Source organism: Metabacillus mesotrionivorans (genome assembly GCF_052171315.1).
Classification (GTDB): Bacteria; Bacillota; Bacilli; order Bacillales; family Bacillaceae; genus Bacillus_P.
On record NZ_JBQMFF010000002.1, the window covers coordinates 908,534 to 926,531 of the forward strand.

General features: G+C 46.0%; 16 protein-coding genes. 2 read left to right on the forward strand and 14 right to left on the reverse strand.

Annotated elements, in window-relative coordinates; genetic code table 11:
• Nucleotides 1-4 precede the first annotated feature (4 nt).
• The 8 genes from ACTSEZ_RS09815 to ACTSEZ_RS09850 form a co-directional block, all read right to left on the reverse strand.
• Nucleotides 5-988, reverse strand: a complete 984-nt coding sequence (locus ACTSEZ_RS09815; RefSeq protein ID WP_369734020.1) for an aromatic acid exporter family protein — start codon at nucleotides 986-988, stop codon at nucleotides 5-7.
• A 120-nt stretch (nucleotides 989-1,108) separates the two neighbouring features.
• A complete protein-coding gene (locus ACTSEZ_RS09820; protein WP_369734022.1) occupies nucleotides 1,109-1,831 on the reverse strand; it encodes an amino acid ABC transporter ATP-binding protein in 723 nt (240 codons plus the stop codon).
• The gene (locus ACTSEZ_RS09825) at nucleotides 1,824-2,483 is read right to left on the reverse strand and encodes an amino acid ABC transporter permease (RefSeq protein WP_029279838.1); all 660 of its coding nucleotides are present in this window, start codon (nucleotides 2,481-2,483) and stop codon (nucleotides 1,824-1,826) included. The genes ACTSEZ_RS09820 and ACTSEZ_RS09825 overlap by 8 nt, the downstream gene beginning before the upstream one ends.
• A gap of 79 nt (nucleotides 2,484-2,562) precedes the next feature.
• On the reverse strand, nucleotides 2,563-3,339 hold the full coding sequence (locus ACTSEZ_RS09830; protein ID WP_369734024.1) for a transporter substrate-binding domain-containing protein: 777 nt from the start codon (nucleotides 3,337-3,339) through the stop codon (nucleotides 2,563-2,565).
• Nucleotides 3,340-3,584: 245 nt separating this feature from the next.
• A complete protein-coding gene (locus tag ACTSEZ_RS09835) occupies nucleotides 3,585-4,022 on the reverse strand; it encodes a BrxA/BrxB family bacilliredoxin (protein WP_029279834.1) in 438 nt (145 codons plus the stop codon).
• Between the two features lie 76 nt (nucleotides 4,023-4,098).
• A complete protein-coding gene (gene meaB, locus ACTSEZ_RS09840) occupies nucleotides 4,099-5,118 on the reverse strand; it encodes a methylmalonyl Co-A mutase-associated GTPase MeaB (protein ID WP_369734026.1) in 1,020 nt (339 codons plus the stop codon).
• The gene (scpA, locus tag ACTSEZ_RS09845; protein WP_369734027.1) at nucleotides 5,115-7,268 is read right to left on the reverse strand and encodes a methylmalonyl-CoA mutase; all 2,154 of its coding nucleotides are present in this window, start codon (nucleotides 7,266-7,268) and stop codon (nucleotides 5,115-5,117) included. Before scpA ends, meaB begins: the two co-directional genes overlap by 4 nt.
• The gene (locus ACTSEZ_RS09850) at nucleotides 7,269-9,128 is read right to left on the reverse strand and encodes a methylmalonyl-CoA mutase family protein (RefSeq protein WP_369734028.1); all 1,860 of its coding nucleotides are present in this window, start codon (nucleotides 9,126-9,128) and stop codon (nucleotides 7,269-7,271) included. It lies immediately after the preceding gene.
• A gap of 200 nt (nucleotides 9,129-9,328) precedes the next feature.
• Between ACTSEZ_RS09850 and ACTSEZ_RS09855 the strand changes: the two genes are divergently transcribed.
• Together ACTSEZ_RS09855 and ACTSEZ_RS09860 are read left to right on the forward strand one after the other, a co-directional pair.
• A complete protein-coding gene (locus ACTSEZ_RS09855) occupies nucleotides 9,329-9,505 on the forward strand; it encodes a hypothetical protein (protein WP_282032884.1) in 177 nt (58 codons plus the stop codon).
• 28 nt (nucleotides 9,506-9,533) lie between these two features.
• Nucleotides 9,534-10,436, forward strand: coding sequence for a YegS/Rv2252/BmrU family lipid kinase (locus ACTSEZ_RS09860; protein ID WP_369734030.1), 903 nt, complete (start codon nucleotides 9,534-9,536; stop codon nucleotides 10,434-10,436).
• Nucleotides 10,437-10,856: 420 nt separating this feature from the next.
• Here ACTSEZ_RS09860 and ACTSEZ_RS09865 read toward each other — a convergent pair whose 3' ends face one another.
• From ACTSEZ_RS09865 to bcd, 6 genes are all read right to left on the reverse strand, one after another.
• Entirely contained in the window at nucleotides 10,857-12,164 is a 1,308-nt protein-coding gene (locus tag ACTSEZ_RS09865; protein ID WP_369734032.1) for a dihydrolipoamide acetyltransferase family protein, read from the reverse strand.
• A 29-nt stretch (nucleotides 12,165-12,193) separates the two neighbouring features.
• Complete coding sequence (locus ACTSEZ_RS09870; protein ID WP_282032887.1) at nucleotides 12,194-13,177, reverse strand: alpha-ketoacid dehydrogenase subunit beta; 984 nt, start codon at nucleotides 13,175-13,177, stop codon at nucleotides 12,194-12,196.
• Nucleotides 13,178-13,189: 12 nt separating this feature from the next.
• Nucleotides 13,190-14,182, reverse strand: a complete 993-nt coding sequence (locus tag ACTSEZ_RS09875) for a thiamine pyrophosphate-dependent dehydrogenase E1 component subunit alpha (protein ID WP_035207060.1) — start codon at nucleotides 14,180-14,182, stop codon at nucleotides 13,190-13,192.
• A gap of 44 nt (nucleotides 14,183-14,226) precedes the next feature.
• A complete protein-coding gene (lpdA, locus tag ACTSEZ_RS09880) occupies nucleotides 14,227-15,648 on the reverse strand; it encodes a dihydrolipoyl dehydrogenase (RefSeq protein WP_369734034.1) in 1,422 nt (473 codons plus the stop codon).
• Between the two features lie 43 nt (nucleotides 15,649-15,691).
• The gene (buk, locus tag ACTSEZ_RS09885) at nucleotides 15,692-16,804 is read right to left on the reverse strand and encodes a butyrate kinase (protein ID WP_369734035.1); all 1,113 of its coding nucleotides are present in this window, start codon (nucleotides 16,802-16,804) and stop codon (nucleotides 15,692-15,694) included.
• A gap of 64 nt (nucleotides 16,805-16,868) precedes the next feature.
• Complete coding sequence (gene bcd / locus ACTSEZ_RS09890; protein WP_029279816.1) at nucleotides 16,869-17,963, reverse strand: branched-chain amino acid dehydrogenase; 1,095 nt, start codon at nucleotides 17,961-17,963, stop codon at nucleotides 16,869-16,871.
• Nucleotides 17,964-17,998 lie beyond the last annotated feature (35 nt).

Sequence of the window (17,998 nt, forward strand, 5' to 3'; positions counted from 1 at the left end):
TGAATTATGATGCTCCTGCAGGCTTCATTTCATTCTTTTTGGACATGCCTTTAAATTGACTTTTTATCACTAGATATTGTTCCATCTCACGGACAAAGTGCAAGAGCGAGGCCCGTGCCTCGAATTCTTCCCGGGTTTCGGGAAGCGGCATTTCTTCGAACATTTTTCTCATCTCAGCAAGCTTTACAAGAAATTTGTGAGCGGTGTTGCCGGGATGGATGGCTTCTCTCACTTCGCGGATAAAGTCCGCCACAATCTCCGCCTGATCGACCGTTACTTTGATTGAGGCAATGATCGGCAGTACCCTCTCAATGATTTCAAACTGTTTTTCCCTCATTTTAAAATAATGATAGTAGAGGTTTTCATGTCTCATAAAATGATTTTCTACATCTCTGAACGCGAGCGTTTTTGCTTCGTTGATGATGGCGGCTGTTTCTGTGATTTCCTTTCCATCCCACGAACTGTCATGCGAAAGCAGGTATTCCTCAATCTCAAGGAAGATTTTCGAGAGGCGGTCCTCAATTTCCAGCTGATATTCTTTCAGCTTTTTATCTACACTCGGCATGTAAAGGTTCATGATAAGCGCTACTCCGATACCGGTTGCAATCAGCGCAATCTCATTTAAAATCAGATCAAACGTAATATGCGCGGCTGTGTAGAGATGGAGAATTATGACCGAGCTTGTGACAATTCCTTCTTTCGCTTTTAAAAGAACGGTAACGGGAATAAAAAATAAGAGCAGCAGGCCAATCACAAACGGATGATAGCCGATTCCTTCGAAAAAGACAAAGGAAAATAAGATGGCGATCAGGCAGGCAAAAAAACGTGCCCATGAGGTCTGAAGTGATTTTTTCTTCGTCACCTGGATGCATAGAATCGTCAGGATGCCGGCAGATGCAAAATTCTGCAGTCCGAAAAGCTCTGCAAGACTGATGGCGATGGCTGCACCAAGTGCTGTTTTGAGTGTGCGGTAACCAATTTTAAACATGTGTCTTCCCCTTGCGTTTCATGTGATATGAGGTTTCATATCCTTTTTTCATACGGTGCCCAGTTGAAGGCACAAAGATAAAAAAGATGATCATGATGATCATCTTTTTCTAAAGAGCTATTATAGCATTTTTTCAAGAAAGTTTTGAGCACGCTGTGTTTTTGGATTCGAAAAGAACTCTTTTGGCGCAGCATCTTCTACAAGTCTTCCTTCATCCAGGAAAAGAACCCTGTCAGCCACTTCTCTTGCAAAGCCCATTTCATGCGTGACAATGGCCATCGTCATGCCTGAAAATGCGAGGTTCTTCATGACCTCGAGTACTTCTTTGACCATTTCAGGATCAAGAGCCGATGTCGGTTCATCAAACAACATGACTTCCGGATTCATCGCCAGTGCCCTTGCAATGGCAACACGCTGTTTCTGTCCGCCCGACAGACGGTTTGGATATTCATGCGCTTTTTCAGCAAGTCCGACTTTTTTAAGCAGTTCATGCCCCTGTTCCTCTGCTTCTTTTTTTGAAGTTCCTTTAACGGTGAGAGGAGCATACGTTAAATTCTCAAGAACCGTTTTATGAGGGAACAAGTGAAAATGCTGAAACACCATTCCGACATTTTGGCGGACTTTGTTGATGTCTGTTTTCGGGTTTGTTATATCCTGATCTTTAATATAGATATGGCCGCTAGTCGGATCCTCAAGCCTGTTCATGCACCGTAGAAAGGTGGATTTTCCTGAACCGGAAGGGCCGATGATGGCCACAACTTCTTTTTCTGCAATGTGTGTTGAAATGCCTTTCAGCACTTCTAATTTACCGAATGATTTATGAAGGTTGTCCACTTTAATCACTGCGCGCCATTCTCCTTTCAACAAGTTTGCCAAGAACCGTTAAAATAATGACCATGACATAATAGATGAGGCCGGCAATTAAGATCGGCTCGAAATAGCGGTACGTCTGGCCGCCGACTATGTAGGAGCTTCTCATAATATCCTGAACCCCGATAATCGTCACGATGGCTGATTCTTTTGTAAGGGTGATAAATTCGTTCATTAAAGCAGGCAGAATGTTTTTGATGGCCTGCGGGAAAATAATGTCTTTCATCATCTTTGAATAAGGAACTCCAAGGGCCATTGCCGCTTCACGCTGTCCTTTATCAATGGCCATAATGCCTGCTCTTATTACTTCTGAAATATAGGCTCCTGAGTTAAGAGCGAATGTTGCGACTGCAGCCGGATATGGATCAATTTCAAATCCCAGTATCTGTGGCGCACCGTAGTAAATAATCAATAATTGCAGGATAAGCGGTGTACCGCGGAAAATGGATGTGTATGCATCCGCAAACCACATCAGCGGCTTGATTCTGCTGATTTTAAAGAGAGCAAGAATGACAGCCAGTGTAAAACCGAGCAGTGCAGAAAGGCCGACAATCTTAAGTGTTACCGGAATCCCCTGAAGGATAAACGGTATCGAGGGCGCTATCGCCGGAAAATCCAGATTCATTGATTTCGACACTCCTTTCTCATGTTAAACAAAAAAACGTTCAACATTCGTGTGTTGAACGTTTTCCTGAATTGACTGCTTATTCTTCTCCGCCGAACCATTTCAAGACAAGCTTTTCAAGTTCGCCGTTTTCTTTCATTTCGTTCAGCACTTTATTGAATTCCTCAGCATATTTGCTGTCTTTCGGGAATGCAATCGCAGAGCCTGCTTCTTCTGTTTCACCGTCTTCAATGACTGTGCCTTCAAGCTCTTTGTCATTTTTGAAGTAGCCTTTTGCTACTGTATCTTCAATAATCGCAGCGTCAAAGCGGCCGGCTTTCATTTCCTGAATCAGCTCAGGGATTCTGTTGCGGTTTTCTACTTTAATGTTCACTGTTTCAGCGATTTCTTCTGCTTTTCCTTCTTGAATGGATGCAAGCTGTACACCTACTGTTTTGCCTTCAAGGTCTTCAACTGATTTGATGCCGCTGCCCTTTTTAGTCACGATCATATGCTTTGCCGTGTAATAAACATCTGAGAAATCTACGCTCTTTTTACGCTCTTCAGTAGGCGTCATTCCTGCAAGGACCAGGTCAGCTTTGTTGGCCTGAAGTGCTGGGATCAATCCTGTGAAATCCATATCCTGAACTTCAATTTCATAGCCAAGCTCTTTGCCGATTGCTTTTGCAAGATCGATGTCAAATCCGATAATCTCGCTTCCTTTTGCCGTGTCAATGTACTCAAATGGAGGATAATCGGCTGATGTTGCCATTTTTAGGACTTTTTTCTCCTCTTTGCCTGATGTTTCCGAAGAACCGCAGGCAGCAAGAACTCCAATCACCAAAATCGAAATCAATAATAGTGCAAACTTCTTCATTTCTACTTCCCCCTCGTTATTTTCTTAAAATTCTAAATTTAATAACATTATCTTCTATAGAATAATAATTTACAAGACTTTTTTCACGAATAAATATCCGAATAAATGTATTTTAACACAGACTTATAAATATGCAATATATCTTTTAATAATTTATTTTTATGCAAGATTATTATAGTAAGAAAGAATGTTAAACTATGGAAAAATATAATTACGCAAAAAAAAACTGCCGCATAAGCGGCAGTTTAGATTTCTTCGCAATATTGGTCAAATGCTTCCTGAAGCTTTGCTACAACACTCATCGGGTCATGTCCTTCAATTTCGTGGCGCTCGACCATAGTCATGAGTTTTCCATCTTTTAGCAGGGCAAAAGACGGAGATGATGGCGGATAACCCGTAAAAAAGTCTCTGGCGTATGCAGTCGCTTCTTTGTCCTGTCCTGCAAAAACCGTTACAAGTCGGTCAGGACGTTTATCATAATGCACGGAATGCGCAGCTGCCGGTCTTGCAATTCCACCGGCACATCCGCAGACGGAGTTGATCATAACAAGCGTTGTTCCTTCTTTTTTGAACGTTTCTTCAACGTCTTCAGGTGTTTTCAGCTCTGTATAGCCTGCAGCCGTAATCTCTTTTCTAGCCTGAGCAACGACATCGTTCATAAACATATTAAAATCAATATTCATTGGTTGCATCTCCTTTATACACACTATACATCTATTCTACCAGCAGATTTTGAAAAAAACTACTGTAATGCAAGACTCACCTTTCTAAAAAGGCTGCAATCAGCTCTTTGACGCTTCCAGAAACCGGGCGTTTTCCGCTGATGACCTCCTGTTCGAGGACAGGCATCGTTCCTTTTATCGAAGGATGCTGGAAAAAGTGATGCTTCAGCTGTTCCTGAATCATTTCATAGAGCCACTCTTTTTGCTGAAGCTGTCTTCTTTTTTCAAACACGCCGCTTTTCTTTGTTATGTCCAGAAAAGCCGTAACCATGTCCCAGATTTCTTCAATTCCTTTTTCCTGAATGGCAGAAGCCGTGACAGCCTTTGTTTCCCACCCTCTTGTGTAGGATGTCAGAAAGTGAAGAATCTGATTATATTCATGTCTTGCTCTCTCTGCATTCTTTACGTTATCTCCATCCGCTTTATTGACGACAACCAGGTCCGGCAGCTCCATGATCCCCTTTTTCATCGTCTGAAGCTCGTCACCTGCACCGGTGAGGACGAGGAGAAGGAAAAAATCAACCATGCCTCTGATTGCAAATTCCCCCTGGCCGACACCCACTGTTTCGACCAGGATCACGTCATAGCCAGCCGCTTCGCAGACAATGATGGATTCTCTCGTTTTTCTGGTTACTCCCCCCAGGGTTCCGCCAGACGGGGAAGGACGGATAAAGGCATCCGGATTTCTGGACAGCCGCTCCATTCTCGTTTTGTCTCCAAGAATGCTGCCTTTAGACACCTTGCTGCTCGGGTCGACAGCAAGTACAGCCACCCTATGTCCCTTTGTGCACAAATACGTTCCGAAGGCATCTATGAAAGTGCTTTTTCCGGCCCCAGGAACGCCTGTAATCCCGATCCGGACGGACTTGCTTGTCCGCTGCTGCAGCACTTCAATCATCTCCTGGGCCGTTTCGAAGTGCTTTTCCGCATTGCTTTCTACGAGCGTAATGGCTTGGGCAACCGCGACTTTATTTCCGCTTAGCACGCCGTCTGCATACTCGTTTGCACTCTTTTCAGCTTCTCCTGCCTTTTTTCTTCGTTTAGGAGCGTCGGTCATTCTTCTGCTGCCTCATAGCCAAGACGTTCATACACTTTTTCAAGCATGATTTTTGCAGCATTCGGAATCACCGTTCCAGGACCGAAAATAGCAGAAGCACCGTTGCTGAGAAGGAAGTCGTAATCCTGATACGGAATCACGCCGCCGACGATGACCATGATATCTTCTCTTCCCAAAGCCTTCAGTTCCTGAACAAGCTGCGGCAGAAGGGTTTTGTGTCCGGCTGCAAGCGAGCTCATCCCGACGATATGCACATCATTTTCAACAGCCTGTGCCGCCGTTTCTGCAGGAGTCTGAAATAAAGGGCCGATGTCAACGTCAAAGCCTAAATCTGCATAAGCGGTGGCAACTACCTTCGCTCCGCGATCATGTCCGTCCTGCCCCATTTTCGCTATCAGAATACGGGGCCTTCTTCCTTCCAGCTGTGAAAATTCATCGGTCATCCTTCTGACGCTTTCAATTTCTTCTTCATTTGAAAACTCTGAACTGTACACGCCGCTGATTGACCGGATCACTGCCTGATGGCGCTTAGACGCTTTTTCAACAGCGTCTGAAATTTCACCGAGAGTGGCTCTGGCCCGCGCAGCTTCCACCGAAAGCTCAAGGAGGTTCCCCTCTCCCGTCTTCACGGCTTCTGTGAGAGCCTGAAGCGCTTGATCCACCTGCATCTGATCACGCGATGCCTTAAGCACTTGAAGTCTCTCAATCTGCTTGCGCCTTACTTCCGTATTATCAATAGAAAGAATCTCTATCGGATCCTCTTCCTCGACTTGAAATTTATTCACGCCGATTATCATTTCTGATCCGGAGTCAATTTTCGCCTGGCGTTTTGCGGCAGCTTCTTCAATTTTCATTTTAGGAAGACCGGTCTCGATTGCTTTTGCCATTCCCCCGAGATTTTCAACTTCTTCAATGTGTTCCCACGCCTTATCCATCAGCTGCTTAGTCAGTGACTCCACATAATGGGATCCTCCCCAAGGGTCAATCACATCGCAGATGCCTGATTCCGCCTGAAGATAAAGCTGAGTATTCCTAGCAATCCTCGCAGAAAAATCAGTCGGCAGGGCAATCGCCTCGTCAAGCGCATTTGTATGCAGAGACTGGGTATGGCCCATGGCAGCGGCATGTGCTTCAAGGCATGTCCGGATGACATTATTAAAAGGATCCTGTGCAGTCAAGCTCCAGCCGGATGTCTGAGAGTGTGTACGCAGCGCGAGCGATTTCGGATTTTTCGGCTCAAACTGTTTCACAATCTGTGCCCACATCAATCTCGCCGCTCTCATTTTGGCCACTTCCATAAAATAATTCATGCCAATTGCCCAGAAGAACGAAAGCCTCGGCGCAAACTGATCGATGGTAAGACCGGCCTTCAACCCCGTACGGATATATTCAAGTCCGTCTGCAAGCGTGTAAGCAAGCTCTATATCCGCCGTTGCCCCAGCTTCCTGCATATGATAGCCAGAAATACTGATGCTGTTGAACTTCGGCATATGCTTTGCGGTGTACTCAAAAATATCCCCTATGATTCTCATGGATGTATCAGGAGGGTAAATATACGTATTTCTCACCATGTACTCTTTTAAAATATCATTTTGAATCGTACCTGCAAGCTTCTCTTTAGAGACCCCCTGTTCTTCCGCTGTCACGATATAAAAGGCCATAATCGGAAGCACAGCCCCGTTCATTGTCATCGACACTGACATCTGATCGAGCGGAATGTCCTGAAAGAGAATTTTCATATCCAGGATTGAATCAATGGCAACTCCAGCTTTCCCGACATCTCCTTCGACTCTTGGATGGTCGGAGTCATAGCCTCTGTGCGTGGCAAGGTCAAAGGCAACCGAAAGGCCTTTTTGCCCCATGGCCAGATTCCGGCGGTAAAACGCGTTGCTGTCTTCCGCGGTTGAAAAGCCGGCATACTGCCTGATTGTCCAAGGTCGGTTCACATACATCGTGGAATACGGGCCTCTTAAAAAAGGAGCAATGCCCGGATAGCTGTCCAAGAATGGCATCTCTTTTCTGTCTTCCTCAGTATAGGCTGGTTTAAGCGGAATTCCTTCGTTTGACAGAAACGCTTCTGTGGAGGCTGCCTGTCTTTCTGCACTCTTTCGTTCAGACCATTCTACATTTGCAAAACTGATCCGGCTCATTTACTTCACCCCCAAGTAACTATGAAGATTTTTTGAAAACTCATGCACATTCATCCCCTGGTACAGGGCAGAAGCATATTCGGTCTTAAAACGCCCTGCAAGGAAGAGCGGATGTTTTTCCGACAGGTTTTTTAGGTCCAGCAATCCGTATTCTTCGTCTGTTCCGCATAGGATGACAGGCTTATCTGCCTCTGCCTCATTCATGGCCGTGATTTTTGCTTCCACGCCTCCTGCAGCAAGCAGGCCTGCTGTAAAATCAAGTCTTGCTTTATAATCAATCGGATTACCAAGCACGACTACATCAATTGAAGGAAACCTACCTGTTTCTTCTTTAAATCTTGACGAAGCAGCCCTGAGCTCTTCAAACGGCTCGGAAAGTCTCTTTTGCATCAGCGGTTTTACCCCGTCCTGAAGTTCATCCCGGTACATCAGGCTGTTGAGTTCTGTTGCTTTGACTGTATAAGCTTCCTGTATCCATTTCGCAATGTCAGGTGCAGAATTGGTTGTGCTTTTCCCAGGATTCACTCTTTCTTTTGCCTTCGCCTCGTATGCTGATTCCTGAAGATTGGCATAAACGTTCGTTCCAATCAACTGCGCATTCCGTTTGCTGATATCCTCCAAGCGCTTCTCAAGCAGACTGCTTAAATGGTTCTGGATATACTCGGTCTTTGCAGCCTCTGCAAAGCCTCCAAGCGTTTCAATTGCCTGAATTTCCTTCCATGATTGCTCTGCAAGCTCACTTGTCAGTTCTTCAATGTACCATGAGCCGGCTGCAGGGTCCTGCACCTTTGAAAGATGGCTTTCTTCTTTCAGCACGTAATGCGTGTTTCTAGCCACCCGTTCTCCGGTTTTGCCCGGCTTGCCAAGCACTTCATCAAATGGTGAAATTGACAGGCTGCTGACTCCACCGACAACAGCAGAAAATGCTTCTGTCGCTGCCCTCAGCATATTGACGTGAATATCGTGTCTCGTTTTCGTGATCATTGATGTGGCCGCATGCAGATCAATCGGGAACTTCAGTGGATCTGCACCAAACCCGCTTAAAACAGCAGCCCACAGTTTTTTAGCTGCTCTGAACTTGGCAATTTCCATAAAGAACGGCGCCGCTGCCGAAAATGAAAATGCCGTTCTGCCGGCAATCACATCAACAGGCACACCCCGTTCTTTTAATGCATTGAAGAGTTCAATGGCATTGGCGAATGTATAGGCAAGCTCCTCTTTCGCAGAAGCTCCGGCATTCCGGTAAATCTGCCCGTCCAAAAGGATGGTTTTGACGTCCGGCAGGTTTGCTTCTTCCAGCGCCTTCATCATATCTGCCGCAGCATCCAGTTTTTCTGAAAGCGGCATATGGCTTCCCCCGCTCTCAATCCACTCCCCAAGCGGATCAAAAGCAAACCGGCCGCTTCCATTCCGGTTTTTCAGGAAGGCTGTGAAAATCGGAAAAAATCCGATGTTTTCTTTGAGCGAAATGTGAAACGGGGTCACAGATAAATCAGTGTTTTCAAACGCAAGTTGAATATCTTCATATGTATTGAGAAAATAAACATCCTCAAGATGAATTGTTTCCTGTCCGCATTTCAGCGCCTCATGAATTTCCGCTTTCAGTTTTTCAGGCGTTACTGATTTCTGAAGTTTTTGGCTTACTGCCCAGCCGTTTTGTTTATGCTGATGCTCAGGAACTTGATGTGCCGCGCGGCTGTTTTGCTCTGTGTATACAGGACGCAGTGTAATGCCTTCATATGTTTTTCTTGAGAGAGTATCTATGCTTTTACCCTTTAGAGCTCTTTCTGCTTCTTCCACCCACATTTGTTCGGTTGCTTTTTCAAAATCATATCTTTCCCTGCTGATTCTTTGCTTCATTCTCCCGCTTCCCTGAAGGAAGCACACCCCCTTGACGCAAAAGAATGCGTTTACATTTTTGAAAATAATAAAAACTTAGTTTCTTTTATTTTAGTACACCTTGCAGAAGTCAGCAAATGTAATTCATAATTGAAACCGGAGCTTGTTTTAAAACGTATAAGAAGAAAGATGTTTCATTTAACGGAAGAGAGGATAATTTAATGAAGAAGAGACCATTCGGATTAAAAAAGAAGCGAAAAAAAAGAAGCAGCAAATGGCTTGATTTCCTGTTCGATCTCCTTGAACTGGCAGAATTTCTTATCCTTCTTCCTTTCCGCATCATCTATTATTTGCTCCGTGCTGTGTTTAAGGCAGTCGGAGATCTTTTTAACTTTTAAATGACTTTTGCTCGTAAGGGGTTTTTTTATGGCTGAATTTAAAAAGGGCATTCTTATCTACAATGGCAATGCCGGTCAAAAAGATGCGGAAAAGACGCTTGGCGTTTGTATTCCCATTATCTCGCAGCATGTGGAGCAGCTGTTGCTGCTGCAGACGAAAAAACCACTGGACGCCCTGGAATTCTGCCGAGAGCATGGTGAAGAAAGTGATATCGTCATCATTCTTGGGGGTGACGGAACCGTTCATGAGTGCATAAACGGTCTTGGGGGACTTGTAAACAGACCTGTCATTGCCATCCTTCCGGGAGGCACCTGCAACGATTTTTCCAGAACACTGGGCATTCCACAAAACCTGAGAAAAGCTGCAGAAAGCATGTTTGAAGGCGAATTGCGCGGAGTAGATGCAGCCGAATCCACAAGCGGTTATTTCCTCAATTTCTGGGGCATCGGCCTGATCGCCGAAACATCTGAAAATATTAACGACACTGAAAAAGCACTGCTTGGAAGAGTCAGCTACTTTCTCAGCGCACTCCGAACAATCAAAAGCATGAAGCCATTTACCTTTAAACTGGAGCTTGATGACAGAGTCATAGAAGACGAAGCCATCATGGTCCTGCTTGCAAACGGACGGATGATCGGAACAAACGAGCTTCCTTACCCTGACATACAAATAGATGACGGCCTTGCAGATATCTTTATTATAAAAGAGGCTAGCTTCACGGTATTAAAAGAAATCTTCACCATGAAAGACAGCATCGACTGGGACCATCTCGATTCACAGCTCCAGCATTACCGGACAAGCATCATGAAAATTGAAACGGAAGTCGAAATGAACTGCGACACCGACGGAGAAGTCTACTCCTCCACTCCCGAATCCATCCGCATTCTGCATCAGCATTTTCGGATGCTGGTTCCAAAAGCGGTTATTTAAAAAGTGTTCTGCAGCTATTGCTGTTGGGGCACTTTTTTTATGGGGTGGATTGGTGGAGGGGTTGGGGGTTGGAACACTTTGAAGGGGTTCTGCCGCACCAATTATAGCTGACCATTTTTTACTTTTATACCCCATATTCCCACCTCGCCGATTTATAGGGTAGCATTTTCTCTTTTTGATTTCCTGTATTCTTCCAGCGCCGATTTATACGGTACCATTTTTCCTTTTTGCTACCCCATATCCTTCCCGCACCGATTTATAAGGTACCATTCTCCCTTTTTGCTATCCCATATTCCCGCCGCACCAATTTATAGGGTATCATTTTCTCTTTCTCCCCTCGTCCTCTCGACGAATTCCCCCTGCCACCTAAATGCAAAAAAACAGGCAGAAAAAACCGAAGTTTTCCTGCCTGCCAATTTTTTAATAGATCGACGTTGTTTCTTTTGATGTTTGTTCGATGATTTCTTTCACCCGCGCCAAAAATCTTCCGCAGATCAGGCCGTCGAGTACGCGGTGATCTAGGGACATGCAGAGGTTGACCATGTCTCTTACAGCGATCATGCCGTTGTTCATGACAACCGGGCGCTTCACGATGGATTCGACCTGTAGGATGGCAGCCTGCGGGTAATTGATAATGCCCATGGACTGGACAGAGCCGAATGATCCTGTGTTGTTAACCGTAAAGGTGCCGCCTTTCATGTCATCTGCAGACAGTTTGCCGGCACGGACTTTTCCTGCAAGCTCTGATATTTCGCGTGCTATGCCTTTGATGGTTTTTTCGTCCGCATGTTTGATGACAGGGACGAAAAGCGCATCATCTGTTGCTACTGCAATCGAAATGTTGATGTCTTTTTTCTGGATGATGCTGTCGCCAGCCCACATGGAGTTGATTTGCGGGAATTCTTTCAGTGCCTGGGCAACTGCCTTGACGAAGAAGGCAAAGAACGTCAGGTTAAAGCCTTCTTTTTGTTTGAATTCGTTTTTAAGACTGTTGCGGTATTCAACGAGATTTGTTGCATCCACTTCCATCATCGTCCAGGCGTGCGGAGCTTCATGCTTGCTGCGAAGCATGTTGGCTGCAATGGCTTTGCGGATCCCGGTAACCGGAATTTCCACGTCTCCAGGCTGCGCGGTGACAGGTGCACCCTGAGTAGTTACCGATTTGGCCGGAGCAGGAGCTGCCGGGGTTTCATTCTGTGCTGAAGGCGCCGGCTTCTCTGCGGCAGCTGGAGCCTGCTTGCCTGCTTCTGCAGCTTTAGGAATATTTCCGCTTTCGATCAGCTGCTGAACATCTTTTCTTGTGATTCTGCCGCCTGCCCCTGTGCCGTTCACCTGGTCAAGATCAATGTCGTTCTCCTGAGCCAGGCGAAGGACAGCTGGTGAATATCTCTTCTTATTAGACTGATCCTGCTCCTTTGCAGGCTCCTGAACTGATTTTTCAGCTGCAGGTGTTTCAGCTTGAGCAGGTGCTTTTGTTTCTGCACTTCCTCCGACTTCTACTTTGCAGATAATTTCACCCACAGCAAGCGTATCTCCCTCGTCAGCTGTCAGTTCCTTGATGACGCCTGAAAAAGAGGACGGGACCTCTGCATTTACTTTGTCTGTCATAACCTCTGCAATCGGGTCGTACTTATTTACAGTATCTCCAACGGATACGAGCCATTTGCTGATGGTGCCTTCTGTTACACTCTCCCCAAGCTGGGGCATGGTCATCTGTTCAACTGCCATGAAAGTTCCCTCCTCAACTAGAACGTTTCTTAAAACTCCGCAAGCTTCCGCATGGCTGCTTCGACTTTGTCAGGGTTGATCATAAAATGCTTTTCCATTGTCGGGGCATAAGGCATCGCAGGAACATCAGGACCTGCAAGACGCATGATTGGAGCATCCAGATCGAACAGGCAGTTTTCAGCGATGATCGCTGATACTTCACTCATGATGCTTCCTTCTTTATTGTCTTCTGTGACAAGCAGGACTTTGCCTGTTTTTGATGCCGCTTCAATAATCGCTTCTTTATCAAGCGGATAGACTGTGCGCAAATCAAGTATATGAGCTGAAATGCCGTCCTGGGCAAGTTTTTCCGCAGCCTGAAGGGCAAAATGAACGCAAAGGCCATACGTGATGATCGTGATATCTTCGCCTTCCCGTTTAACATCCGCTTTCCCGATCGGCAGAACATAATCATCTTCAGGGACTTCCCCTTTAATAAGACGGTATGCCCGCTTATGTTCAAAGAAAAGAACAGGATCTTCGTCTCTGATGGCAGCCTTAAGCAATCCTTTTACATCATAAGGAGTTGACGGCATGACAATTTTCAGACCCGGTGTATTGGCAAATAGAGCTTCAACTGACTGGGAATGATACAGTGCGCCATGCACTCCGCCGCCGTAAGGGGCACGAATCGTAATCGGACAGTTCCAGTCATTATTGGAACGGTATCTGATTTTCGCTGCTTCTGATACGATCTGGTTGACAGCCGGCATGATAAAATCAGCAAATTGCATTTCAGCAATCGGTCTCATGCCGTACATGGCCGCTCCGATTCCTACTCCGGCAATCGCAGATTCTGCAAGCGGCGTATCAATGACGCGTTCTTCTCCAAATTTATCGTAGAGTCCTGCTGTAGCTTTAAAGACTCCGCCTTTTCTGCCGACATCTTCGCCGAGGACAAACACCTTCGGGTCGCGTTCCATTTCTTCGCGAATGGCCATTGTTACTGCATCTATATAAGAAATGACTGGCATTGTACTTCCCCCTTACTCTGCGTATACGTATTTGAGTGCTGATTCCGCTTCTGCATACGGTGCATTTTCAGCGTAATCCGTCGCTTCATTGACAACCTTCATAATCTGATCAAGGATCTCTTTTTCCTTTTCTTCCGTCAGGACGCCTGTCTCTTTCAAATAAGAGGCAAACGTTAAAATTGGATCCTTTTTCTTCGCTTCGGACACTTCGTCCTGTCCGCGGTATGAACGGTCATCATCATCACTGGAATGAGGCGTCAGACGGTATGAAACGGCCTCAACAAGAGTCGGCCCCTCGCCGCGGCGTCCTCTGTCTGCAGCTTCCTTCACCGCTGCATAAACTTCAAGCGGATCGTTTCCGTCCACTGTTACGCCTGGCATCCCGTATCCGACTGCACGGTCTGAAATTTTTTCGCACGCCACTTGCTTCTCATACGGCACACTGATGGCGTACTTGTTGTTTTCGCACATGAAAATAACCGGAAGTTTATGAACACTTGCAAAGTTTGCGCCTTCATGGAAGTCACCCTGATTGGATGAACCTTCTCCGAATGTTACGAACGTCACGATGTCCTTTTTCTCCATTCTTCCTGCAAGGGCAATGCCGACAGCATGCGGCACCTGCGTGGTTACAGGAGAGGACCCTGTTACGATGCGGTTCACTTTTTGTCCAAAGTGACCTGGCATCTGGCGTCCGCCTGAGTTCGGGTCTTCCGCTTTTGCAAATCCTGAGAGCATCAATTGCTTGGCTGTCATGCCAAATGCAAGAACAACGCCCATATCTCTGTAGTAAGGAAGTGCGTAATCTTTCTTGCGGTCAAGGGCAAAAGCAGCTCCAACCTGTGCCGCTTCCTGTCCCTGACAAGAGATGACAAACGGAATTTTCCCTGAACGGTTCAACAGCCACATGCGCTCATCAATTTTACGGGCCATAACCATAGTTTCATACATTTCAAGAACATCCTGATCTGTCAGACCAAGAGTTTGATGACGATTTTCAGCCATTTTGCTGCCTCCTAAAAATCAGTATGTAAGGGAAGTCGTTCCCCTTAAGAATGTATTGCACTGCCGTCCACTGCAAGTGCAGCTTCGCCGATTGCTTCAGAAAGCGTAGGATGCGGATGGATCGTGTGCCCGATTTCCCACGGGGTTGCATCCAGCACCATGGCAAGGCCGGCCTCTGAAATCATATCTGTCACGTGCGGACCAATCATATGAACGCCTAGAAGGTCATCCGTTTTTGCATCTGCCACTAATTTGACAAACCCGTCCGATTCGCCGAAAACAAGTGCTTTTCCGATTGCACGGAAAGAGAATTTCCCTGTCTTCACGTCAAAACCGGCATCTTTTGCTTCTGCTTCCGTGTAGCCCACACTTGCGATTTCAGGTGTGCTGTAGACACATCTTGATACGTTTCTGTACGTAATGGCAGAAGGATTTTTCCCGGCAATGTGTTCAACGGCGGTAATCCCTTCGTGTGAAGCTACATGAGCAAGCTGCATGCCGCCGATCACATCCCCGATCGCGTAGATATGCGATTCTTTTGTCTGCATAAAGGCGTTTGTCTTGATAAATCCATTTTCAATCTGGATGTCGGTGTTCTCTAGGCCGATGCCTTCAACATTTGCCTGACGGCCGACGGAAACAAGAATTTTTTCTGCCGAGAAGGTTTTTACCTCTCCTTTATGCTCTGCAGAGATGGAGACTGCTTCTCCTTTTTCAAGTGTTTCAGAAAGCACTTTTGCACCTGTCACAACATTGACGCCCTTTTTCTTCAGCAGGCGCTGCATTTCTTTTGAAATATCAGCATCTTCTGTAGGGAGAATTCTGTCTGCATATTCGAGGACCGTTACGTCAAGGCCGAAATCAGAAAGCATGGACGCCCATTCAATGCCGATCACGCCTCCGCCTACAATAATGATAGACTTCGGCAGTGACTGAAGGTTTAACGCCTCATCTGAAGTAAGGACTGCTTCTCCGTCAATTTCAAGACCGGGAAGGCTGCGCGGTCTTGAACCTGTAGAGACAATCACATTCTTCGGGATGAGCATTTCATTTTCCTCCCCGTTATTCATTTCAACGGAGATGGTTCCAGGCATTGGAGAAAAAATCGATGGTCCAAGGATTCTTCCCGTTCCTTCGTATACATCAATTTTCCCCTGTTTCATTAAATGCTGCACTCCATTATGTAGTGTATCGATGATAGACTGCTTCCGTTCCTGCACTTTGGCAAAATCAAGCTCGACGCCGGATGTGATAACGCCGAATTCTTCGCTTCGCTTAGCTGTTGCAAAAACCTCCGCACTTCTAAGCAATGCTTTGCTTGGTATGCAGCCTGCATGCAGACAAGTGCCGCCAAGCTTCCCTTTTTCAACAATAGCCGTTTTTAAGCCGAGCTGGCTTGCACGGATGGCTGCTACATAGCCGCCTGTGCCGCCGCCTACAATAACAAGATCATATTCAGTTGCCATGGGGATCATGCTCCTCTCTTTAAAAGAAGATCTATTTTGGTGCTCAGCCTCTGCTGAGCGATTTCGCGCTTGCAAGGTTAGGATATTCCTTCGGCTCTTCTTCTCCCCGAAGGACGCGAAGTGCACCTTCTGTTAAAGCCTGCAGCTCATTTTCACCCGGGAATACTGTAATGTCTGCAATCCAGTCAATATAAGACGAGATTTCTTTTACAAACCGCTTCCCGTATGCGAGGCCTCCGGTAAGGATAATGGCATCTACTTTGCCTTTGAGGACTGCACTTGCAGCACCGATTTCTTTGCCGATTTGATAAGCCATCGCATCAAAAACCAGTTTTGCCCGCTCGTCACCTGCTGCAATCATGCGTTCAACCTTTTGTCCGTCATTTGTTCCAAGGTAGCCTACAAGGCCTCCGCGGCCGACAAGCATTTTCATAATTTCCTCTCGGTAGTAGTCCCCTGAAAAACAGAGGCTGACAAGATCTCCTGCAGGAACCGTACCCGCTCTTTCAGGGCTGAACGGTCCGTCTCCATGAAGACCGTTGTTCACATCAATCACTCTTCCCTGCTTATGGACACCTACTGTGATTCCCCCGCCCATATGAGCGACGATCAAGTTCATATCCGCATACGATTTGCCGTACTGCCTGGCCACTTTTCTTGCGACTGATTTCTGGTTCAGTGCGTGAAAAATACTTTTCCTTTCAATCGAGGCAACGCCTGAGACTTTTGCAATCGGTTCCATTTCATCGACAACGACAGGATCCACAATGAATGCAGGGATATTAAGGCCTCCCGCTATTTCATAGGCAATGATTCCTCCAAGATTTGAGGCATGCTGGCCTGCATAGCCTATCCGGAGATCTTGAAGCATCTGCTCATTGACATGATACGTTCCGCCTTCAATCGGACGAAGCAGTCCGCCTCTTCCGCAGACGGCGCTTAATTTAGAGATATTAATGCCTTCTTCATCAAGTGTCTCAAGAATTGTTTGTTTTCTAAATTCGTATTGATCAATGATTTGAGAGAAAGATTGAATCTTTTCTGCATCATGACGGATTGTTTTTTCAAAAATAGAACGCTCATTATCAAATACACCAATTTTCGTAGAAGTTGAACCAGGGTTGATGACGAGTATCCGATATTCTTTTTCTTGCAACTTTCATAACCTCCAGGTAAGAGAAGGATCTGATCAACCAGCTCCTTCTCCATGTATTTCCAAATTAGCGGCGGCTTAAGATATGGTGGCCGTTTTGCAGGAACTGGCTGCGGGAGTTTCTCATTCTTTCAATCCGCTCTTCTGCCAGACGGTCAGCAGCCATATAAGTAGGAATGCCGTCACGCTTTGCAATTTCAAATACACGCTCAATGTTCTGGTAGATGCCTTCTACTTTTTTCATGGCTCTTTCACTGTTATATCCAAGAAGTTCGTCAGCTACATTGATAACTCCGCCGGCATTGATGACATAATCCGGTGCATAAGCGATTCCCATTTCATGAATCGTATCGCCGTGGCGCGTTTCTTTCAGCTGATTGTTCGCAGCACCTGCAATGACTTTTGCTTTAATTTGCGGAATAGTGTCATCGTTAATTGTCGCTCCAAGTGCACATGGTGCATAAATGTCGCAGTCAACAGAATAAATCTCATCAGGATCGACAGCTTTTGCCCCAAATGCTTCAACGGCTCTTTGAACCGCTTCTTTATGGATGTCTGTTACGATCAGCTGCGCACCTTCTTCATGAAGATGTCTGCAAAGGTTAAAGGCAACATTTCCTACACCTTGTACAGCAACCGTTTTTCCTTCCAATGAATCTGTTCCGAATGCTGCTTTAGCTGCTGCTTTCATTCCGCGGTATACACCGAATGCAGTGACAGGAGACGGATTGCCTGAAGAGCCGAATGCAGGAGAAATACCTGTTACGTAATCTGTTTCCTCATGGATGAGGTCCATATCTTCTACTGTTGTACCTACATCTTCTGCTGTAATATAACGGCCGTTCAGCCCTTGAATATAGCGTCCGAATGCACGGAACATTTCTTCATTCTTATCTTTTCTAGGGTCTCCGATGATGACCGTTTTCCCGCCGCCAAGGTTAAGTCCTGCTGCAGCATTTTTGTAAGTCATGCCACGTGCAAGACGAAGGGCATCTTCAATGGCATCCGCTTCAGAAGCATATGTCCACATGCGCGTTCCGCCAAGAGCCGGTCCAAGCGTTGTATCGTGAATGGCAATGATCGCTTTTAGTCCTGATTGTTTATCCTGGCAGAAAACCAATTGCTCATAGTCGTATTGTTCCATGTATTTGAAAATTTCCATCTGTAAATCCTCCTAGTGGTATCATTTTTGCTTTT

Excerpts from the sequence above, each read along its gene's own strand:
- ACTSEZ_RS09875 (WP_035207060.1), bottom strand. The coding sequence starts at position 14,182 with ATGGCTGAAAATCGTCATCAAACTCTTGGTCTGACAGATCAGGATGTT.
- meaB (WP_369734026.1), bottom strand. The coding sequence starts at position 5,118 with ATGACCGACGCTCCTAAACGAAGAAAAAAGGCAGGAGAAGCTGAAAAG.
- ACTSEZ_RS09860 (WP_369734030.1), top strand. The coding sequence starts at position 9,534 with ATGGCTGAATTTAAAAAGGGCATTCTTATCTACAATGGCAATGCCGGT.
- ACTSEZ_RS09865 (WP_369734032.1), bottom strand. The coding sequence starts at position 12,164 with ATGGCAGTTGAACAGATGACCATGCCCCAGCTTGGGGAGAGTGTAACA.
- ACTSEZ_RS09835 (WP_029279834.1), bottom strand. The coding sequence starts at position 4,022 with ATGAATATTGATTTTAATATGTTTATGAACGATGTCGTTGCTCAGGCT.
- ACTSEZ_RS09870 (WP_282032887.1), bottom strand. The coding sequence starts at position 13,177 with ATGCCAGTCATTTCTTATATAGATGCAGTAACAATGGCCATTCGCGAA.
- bcd (WP_029279816.1), bottom strand. The coding sequence starts at position 17,963 with ATGGAAATTTTCAAATACATGGAACAATACGACTATGAGCAATTGGTT.
- ACTSEZ_RS09855 (WP_282032884.1), top strand. The coding sequence starts at position 9,329 with ATGAAGAAGAGACCATTCGGATTAAAAAAGAAGCGAAAAAAAAGAAGC.
- lpdA (WP_369734034.1), bottom strand. The coding sequence starts at position 15,648 with ATGGCAACTGAATATGATCTTGTTATTGTAGGCGGCGGCACAGGCGGC.
- ACTSEZ_RS09815 (WP_369734020.1), bottom strand. The coding sequence starts at position 988 with ATGTTTAAAATTGGTTACCGCACACTCAAAACAGCACTTGGTGCAGCC.
- ACTSEZ_RS09850 (WP_369734028.1), bottom strand. The coding sequence starts at position 9,128 with ATGAAGCAAAGAATCAGCAGGGAAAGATATGATTTTGAAAAAGCAACC.
- ACTSEZ_RS09825 (WP_029279838.1), bottom strand. The coding sequence starts at position 2,483 with ATGAATCTGGATTTTCCGGCGATAGCGCCCTCGATACCGTTTATCCTT.
- ACTSEZ_RS09830 (WP_369734024.1), bottom strand. The coding sequence starts at position 3,339 with ATGAAGAAGTTTGCACTATTATTGATTTCGATTTTGGTGATTGGAGTT.
- scpA (WP_369734027.1), bottom strand. The coding sequence starts at position 7,268 with ATGAGCCGGATCAGTTTTGCAAATGTAGAATGGTCTGAACGAAAGAGT.